This is a genomic window from Acinetobacter sp. C15, from assembly GCF_013420645.1.
GTDB classification, from domain to species: Bacteria; Pseudomonadota; Gammaproteobacteria; order Pseudomonadales; family Moraxellaceae; genus Acinetobacter; species Acinetobacter indicus.
In genome coordinates this window covers 1-6,998 of record NZ_VOXR01000073.1, presented here as the reverse complement: position 1 = coordinate 6,998, position 6,998 = coordinate 1, and the positions used below count along the sequence as shown (strand labels likewise).

Below are 6,998 nucleotides of genomic sequence, written 5' to 3'. Positions count from 1 at the left end.
AAGTGATGGGAGAGCATGTTCAAGAGTGGATTCTAAATGTTCAGATAAAGACATAAAAAAATGAGCGTATTTACATACACTCATTTTTACTACATTTTTCTAATATTTGCTTAACTGACTGGCATTACCCTTGAGGGAGCTTTTTCTCAAGTGCGGGCTTATTTCGCGTAAACCGGGAATTTCGCGCAAACAGCTTCAACTTTTGCTTTGACATCAGCAATTACAGCTTCATCCCCTTTGCTGTCCAGGATGTCAGCAATCCAGCCAGCCAGTTCACGTACTTCAGCTTCGCCGAAACCACGTGTGGTTACTGCTGGTGTACCAATACGGATACCAGAAGTGACGAATGGAGAACGTGGATCGTTTGGTACAGAGTTTTTGTTCACAGTGATGTGAGCAGCACCTAACCAAGCATCCGCATCTTTACCGGTGATGTCCTGTTTAATTAAAGATAACAGGAACAAGTGGTTTTTCGTACCGCCAGATACCACATCGTAACCGCGTTCGATTAACACTTCAGCCATCGCTTGTGCGTTTTTCACAACTTGTTGTTGATAGGCTTTGTATTCAGGCGCCATTGCTTCTTTAAAGCAGATTGCTTTTGCAGCAATCGCGTGAACCAGTGGACCACCCTGGTTGCCTGGGAACACAGCAGATTGTAATTTCTTCTCGATTTCTTCGTTGGCTTTAGCCAGGATTAAACCAGAACGTGGACCACGTAGTGTTTTGTGGGTAGTGGTTGTAGTAACGTCAGCAATTTGTACCGGGTTCGGGTAAACGCCTGCAGCAACCAGACCAGCCACGTGTGCCATATCCACAAACAGGTAAGCGCCTACTTTGTCCGCGATGTCACGGAAACGCTGCCAATCTACGATTTGGCTGTATGCAGAGAAACCAGCAACGATCATGCGTGGTTTGTGTTCTAAAGCCAGACGTTCAACTTCTTCATAGTCAATTTCGCCAGTTTCAGGGTTTAAACCGTACTGAACCGCGTTATATGTTTTACCAGAGAAGCTAACTTTTGCACCGTGAGTCAAGTGACCACCGTGAGCCAGGCTCATACCCAAAACCGTGTCGCCCGGGTTCAGTAATGCCAGGTAAACTGCAGAGTTTGCTTGAGAACCTGCGTGTGGCTGAACGTTAGCATAGTCAGCACCAAAGAGTTCTTTAGCACGGTCAATAGCCAATTGTTCAATAACGTCTACATATTCACAACCGCCGTAATAGCGTTTGCCTGGGTAGCCTTCTGCATATTTATTGGTCAGTTTTGAACCTTGAGCTTCCATTACTGCAGGTGAGCAATAGTTTTCTGAAGCGATTAGCTCAATATGTGCTTCTTGACGCGCATCTTCATTAGAGATTGCTTGAGCTAAATCTGGATCAAAGTCAGCAATAGAGATATTGGCAAACATTAGCGAGGTCCTATTCATGTAGGGCTTTTAAGCCGTGCTAAGATTGGCGCATATTGTAACATGAACTTTATATTTTTTACCCATCAACTTTAATCAGTTTTGCATAAAAATAGCCCATGTTTTTATAAAAACATGAGCTATATCATTAATTCTATCTTTACCGGAATTGAAAAAATTATTGGGTAGGCATGATCGATTTCACATCCGCCACAATCTCATCCCAATTATCGACATATACAGAGCCATGATCCCATTTCTGATCTATAGGTAAGTCCTGATCGGTGACATAATGAATTCTGGTTCCCTGCTGGCGTGCAGACTGCACCAGAAAATCAGTGACCTGTTTTGGAATGGTCGGGTCGGCAGAGCCTTGATAAATAAACACAGGCGTTGAAATCTTAACGGTTAATGGCTGTGATTCCTGAGTCAGGAAATCTTTAATTTCAGGAACCGTAGTCATAAAGTCGGTCTGGGTACGTGGATAAGCGGCCAAGTTGCCATAGGTCTGTGCATACTTCACCATTTCTCCACCAAATGCTGCGCCAAGATCGGCATTACACAGCGACTCTGCTTCTGCTGCGAGCAGATCGGTCGGGTTCTTGAACACTTCAGAGTATTGCAGGGTTGGATGACTATTTCTAAGACCTGCCGTAATTAATGCAGTGAAAGTATCTAATGGAGCCAGAATCTGTATTTTTTTGCTCAGATCCGGTTCTACTGCTGCCTGCTGTTCTCCACCGCTAAGAATCATGCTCAGGGAAGATGCCGGCGCTATGGCTACCGCACCTTTATAATTTAATTGCGCCCGGGATGCATATTGCGCTGCACCTAAAGCCGCCTGTCCACCTTGGGAATGACCGACCACGGTCCAGCGTGTTTCAGTGCTATTGTTGAAATGTTGATGTGCCGCCACAACCGCATCGGTAATGGAATAAGCCTGACTTTTTAAATTCAAGAACGGATGCAGCTCTTCTCCACTCGGTTCGCCCAGCCCTTCATAATCTGGAGCGACCACGGCATAACCTTCAGCCAGCAGGCGCGCAATAAAATATTCATTGCCTTTCAGGCCCTGACGGCTTGGTGCACAAATATCGGCGACGCCCGTGGTGCCATGTGCCCAGACCACAATGGGCCATCCACCAGCCGGTTTCGGCTGATTGGGTTCAAACAGCAAGGCCGTAGCTTGTGTTTCCTGCCCATTCACTCCTAGCATTTTATACGTCATCAAGGTTTGTGAAGCACTAACCGACTGTAAGACCATATTCGCATTGGAATCCTGGTCTAAATAAAGTTCAGCTTTTACTACTGGCTGGCTAATATTATGCTTCGGAATACCATCATCAATGATGACTGCGCTGTTGTCATTGTCATCATTACATGCCGTTAAAAATAAACTGCTGCTGGCCAACGCCACGCTAAGCCATATTTTTCTCATCTGATTATCCTTATACAGGTATTATTCTAAAGTTGCGTCCTTCGCAATTTTCACTTTTACGCTGTTTGCTGCGCTCAGGCAATATCATTGCAATTAATATATAAGTGTATTGTATTTAAATAGAGTCACTTATCTTTAAAATAGATAAGCTGAACGGCCCACAAATGCCGATTATTCGCCCGACAGCCCTGTAACTTTCAACATGATAGTGTTAGATTGCTTTTTAAATCCCTTAACAAGCGAATGAGCACATGCACGCGATTATTCTCGACACTGAAACCCATACCCTGAATGGTTATCCGATCGAAGTTGCCTATGCGCCCATTCAATTACAACAGGGCAAAATCAGCCTGGATAAATCGCAAATTTTTGACCAGTTTTATCAGGTCGATGAACCGATTTCCTATGCTGCGATGGCCGTGCATCATATTCTGGAATCCGACCTGATTGATCAGCCGCATTACACCAGCTTCTGCCTACCTAAAGAAACGGTATATATCATTGGTCACAATATTGATTATGACATTCGCGCCATTCAAAAATGCGGTGTTGATACTTCTCATATTAAGGCGATTTGTACCCTTGCTCTGGCGCGTCTGGTCTGGCCCGATGTTGAAGCGCACAATATTTCTGCCTTAATTTACATGATCAGCAAAGGCAGCGAAAAAGCCCGCGATATGATTAAAAAAGCCCATCGGGCCGATATGGATATTATTTTGACCGCCAATATCCTGATGCATATTGTGCATCATCTGCAAATTGACAGTATTGAAGCCTTATATGCTGCATCTGAAGATGCCCGTATTCCACGTGTCATGAGTTTTGGTAAGCATCGTGGTACAGCCATTGCCGATTTACCAAATGATTATATCCAATGGTTACTGCGTCAGGATGAACTTGACCCTTATTTAAGAAAAGCCCTTGAGAACGCCAACATCGTCACACTCTAAGCCCAACAATGTCATAAACCCTTCATATTAGTGTAATTTTCATTCTTTATAGTCAGCCTTAATTTATTTGGGGAATAAATTAAGGCATGATTCATTATCATAAAACACAGTTGGGCATTGACGCCCTGCAACAACGCCAGCGGCAATTGAATGCACGTCAACGCCGTCTTCTGGTGCTAATTGGAACCGAAGATTTCGAGCAATTGGGCGACCAGTTTAAACAGCGTATTGCCACGCCAGAATTAATTGAACAATTACTGGAGATGGGTTTAATCAGCTCTGCTGCGACCGAGCCAGCTGAAGCAGAAATCTTAGTGCCAGCTCAAGCCGAACCGCAAAGTGAAGCAGTCTCTACCCTACGTTCAGAAATTAAAACCACCTTAAATACGCCGGTGCCAAAACTGGTGGAAAAATGGGTCGAACATATTATTGCCCCGTCTTCAGCGGCCAAAGTGGCTGAAGCCGAACCCGCCGCGATTGCTCCAGAAATTCCAGTCCTGGAAATTGAAGTGCCGCCAGAAGTGGAACCAGAGCCAGAACCGCTGGTTGCCTTGAGCTTTGAAGACACCAAGCAATTAATGGCTAGCTTGTTACAGCGCTATTGTGGACTAATGGCCAAGCAGCTTATTCTCCGCATTCAGGCCGCACCAGATATTCGTAGCCTGAAACTGTGCCAAATGCAGTGGATCACCGAATTACAGGAATCGCGTTTGCCACCAAAAGAACTGAACCATGCTTTACAGCAAATTAACTTTTCGCTGCAAAGCCTGCAAAGCACCTGAAGATTCATATAATTTTGCTTCGCTTTAAGTCTTTTTTCATCTAAGAATTTTCTTTATATACGCTAAAAACCTTTATAAATAGCGGTTATTGTTCAGCTTTTAGAAAAATAATTAAAAATAAGCAATCCTTTCTTAAAACACTAAGACTTAAGACCAATAGTGAGATTGGCCACAGCACGGCATAACAACAGCTCTGTATTCTGTTGGGAATGAAGCATGTCTGCCCTGCACTACCTGCAATTTGAACCCTTTGATAATCCGATGCAACTCAGCAAAGTCGGCAACTGGGTCATCACCTTTTTAAGTCCTAAAGACGAACTCAAGCAGATTCAGCTGGCCATTACCCATGTCATTCCACGTCAGGTTTCTGCACAGTTACAGCCCCGCCGTATCATCATTCACAGCACCGAACATGAACAGCGCTGGCTGATTCAGGCGATTGAATGCTTCGACAGCACCCGCAATCAGGAAATCATCCTGAACGCCGCAGATGAAACCGCCCAACAGATGCTGCGCAGCATTTTACAGGAATTTCATAAATACGATGTTGATGTCAGCCTGATTTAAAGCGGTTAGAGTGAAATCATCACCTGTTTTGAAGTCTTTGAAGATCAGGCATCGCTTTTTACAACTTTATGCATGCAAAATGGGCACAAGTCTTTTAGAATCAGGTCACTTATAAATAAAGAGTAAAGACGTATGAGTCGGCATATTCCTAAGTCTGCGAACCTCACCGCCTTAACCATTTCTCATTTTTATCCGAGCTTGGATCAATGTTTACATGCCTTGTTTCATTATCATCAAGGCCCACAATTAACGCTTAAAAATGATCCGGTATCTTCGCAGCATGTCTGTGTACAACAACGTACACAAGGTCGTTTGAAAAAAGAAATCCGCTTAAATAAAACAGAAGTTGAGCAGGCCAATAAAAATCGTCTGGCGCTTTATCAACTGTTGGCGCATGTGCTGAATCAGTTTGAAACCGCTTAGGCCAGCTTAAAACAAGAAACTTAGCAAATGCTAAGTTTCTTTCTATTCAATAATTTTATAAATATTATTGCTCTTCTGGCTTTCAAAAAATAATTCAATACTTGGCAGGATAATTTCATCCTCGACAATAATATGGTCAATTTTCTTAAATAACGGCAATTCAGCTGTTTTGGCATTTTCAGCAATCTGACGCAGCTGTGCTTTGGCATCATAACGGTGCTGATACTGATCTTCTACTTTAATATCAATTAATTGGCTCATGGTTATTTCCTCTTATCATTGGTTTTCTTGAAGACAATTTGTTATAGCATAGCTGATTCAAGTTTGACTAAACAGAGTTGTTAATTTGTTTGACAATGTTAATTCTATGCTTTATTAGGACAGTATAATTAAAAATAAGTGATTGATTTTTATGATTTAACATTTTATCCGATTTTTCTTATTCTTAACAATTTGCTCAATGTGACGCTCAATTCATCGTTATTTTAAGCAAGAAAAAGCTCGCATTGCTGCGAGCTTTTTTATGTTGGAAGGCTAGTGCTAGATCTATTGTTTGAACCGGAGTTACAAACTCAACAAGCTGTCATTGATCCGTCCAACTACATCGTAGCGTCTTTGTTTTTCGACCTACTGTAGGTTCACTATAGTCCCCTTCGGCTTGGATTGGCAAGCCTTCTAACATTTCTCAGCATTTGTATAGCAAAAAGCCTATTGAACAAAACTTAATCAGGCTTATTATATTTCTGTCGTGAAATTCAGCCTTATTTTTCTCAGCGCATCTGCTCTCATTTTCACCCTGCTCTATCGCTAGATTGATAGCAAATAATCGCCGGCAACAGAATGAAACATAAGTCTTTTTCTAAATTCTGCGTTATCCGTTATAGTGGACTTGAGACATTAAATTAAAAAGAGGAATTGAAGATGCAAAAATTTATTATTCTGTTTGCATTCTGCCTGTTTGCAGTTTTAGGTCTAGGTTTTATCGTGTATCAATTCTTGAGCAACATGCCAAGCGTCGAGTACTGGATTATGCTATTAATTCCAGCCTTCGCAGTTCCTATTTTAACGGCCCTGATTGTGTATCAGGAACCGAATCATCCATAATGAATAAGCTAGATACGACTCATTGATCCCCTATTTATCAAAAGGACGCTCAATTCAGCGTCCTTTTTCTGTGATTATTTTTCTTGGATTATGTCTAGCTTTACTTGAGTTGCACCGGATCTTCGCTGGTCGATTCAATGATGTAATCAATATTTTCAACCAGGTCTTTATTAAACAGCCTGACTTTTGCCCGCGCATTAGAGATGGATCCGTAAATTTGAACAACTCCTATAAGTGATATTCTGCTCCTCAAATGATGTTATAAACATCAATATATGGAGTATTTTATGGCACGTAGACCAAGAAGAAATCATTCAAATGATTT

The 6,998-nt window shown here is 42.3% G+C and carries 8 protein-coding genes; 5 read left to right on the top strand and 3 right to left on the bottom strand.

The genetic code is table 11. The features are described 5' to 3' along the window. Window positions 1–158: 158 nt before the first annotated feature. Window positions 159–1,412: a serine hydroxymethyltransferase gene (gene glyA, locus FTT63_RS14545; RefSeq protein ID WP_005179092.1), complete on the bottom strand. Its 1,254-nt coding sequence runs from the start codon at window positions 1,410–1,412 to the stop codon at window positions 159–161. A 175-nt stretch (window positions 1,413–1,587) separates the two neighbouring features. Next, complete coding sequence (locus FTT63_RS14540; RefSeq protein ID WP_180192443.1) at window positions 1,588–2,847, bottom strand: alpha/beta fold hydrolase; 1,260 nt, start codon at window positions 2,845–2,847, stop codon at window positions 1,588–1,590. A gap of 251 nt (window positions 2,848–3,098) precedes the next feature. On the opposite strand from FTT63_RS14540, the gene FTT63_RS14535 reads away from it, so the two are divergent. From FTT63_RS14535 to FTT63_RS14520, 4 genes are all read left to right on the top strand, one after another. Continuing rightward, window positions 3,099–3,797 carry a putative quorum-sensing-regulated virulence factor gene (locus FTT63_RS14535; RefSeq protein WP_104470292.1) on the top strand — a complete coding sequence of 233 codons (699 nt, stop codon included), beginning with the start codon at window positions 3,099–3,101 and terminating at the stop codon, window positions 3,795–3,797. Between the two features lie 86 nt (window positions 3,798–3,883). Continuing rightward, on the top strand, window positions 3,884–4,579 hold the full coding sequence (locus FTT63_RS14530) for a hypothetical protein (protein ID WP_127799576.1): 696 nt from the start codon (window positions 3,884–3,886) through the stop codon (window positions 4,577–4,579). Window positions 4,580–4,795: 216 nt separating this feature from the next. After that, window positions 4,796–5,146, top strand: coding sequence for a hypothetical protein (locus FTT63_RS14525; protein WP_016659196.1), 351 nt, complete (start codon window positions 4,796–4,798; stop codon window positions 5,144–5,146). Between the two features lie 132 nt (window positions 5,147–5,278). After that, window positions 5,279–5,569, top strand: coding sequence for a hypothetical protein (locus FTT63_RS14520; protein ID WP_005179099.1), 291 nt, complete (start codon window positions 5,279–5,281; stop codon window positions 5,567–5,569). 42 nt (window positions 5,570–5,611) lie between these two features. Here FTT63_RS14520 and FTT63_RS14515 read toward each other — a convergent pair whose 3' ends face one another. Beyond that, entirely contained in the window at window positions 5,612–5,830 is a 219-nt protein-coding gene (locus tag FTT63_RS14515) for a hypothetical protein (protein ID WP_005179101.1), read from the bottom strand. Window positions 5,831–6,490: 660 nt separating this feature from the next. Here FTT63_RS14515 and FTT63_RS14510 point away from each other — a divergent pair. Beyond that, window positions 6,491–6,673: a hypothetical protein gene (locus tag FTT63_RS14510; protein ID WP_005179103.1), complete on the top strand. Its 183-nt coding sequence runs from the start codon at window positions 6,491–6,493 to the stop codon at window positions 6,671–6,673. Window positions 6,674–6,998: the final 325 nt, after the last annotated feature.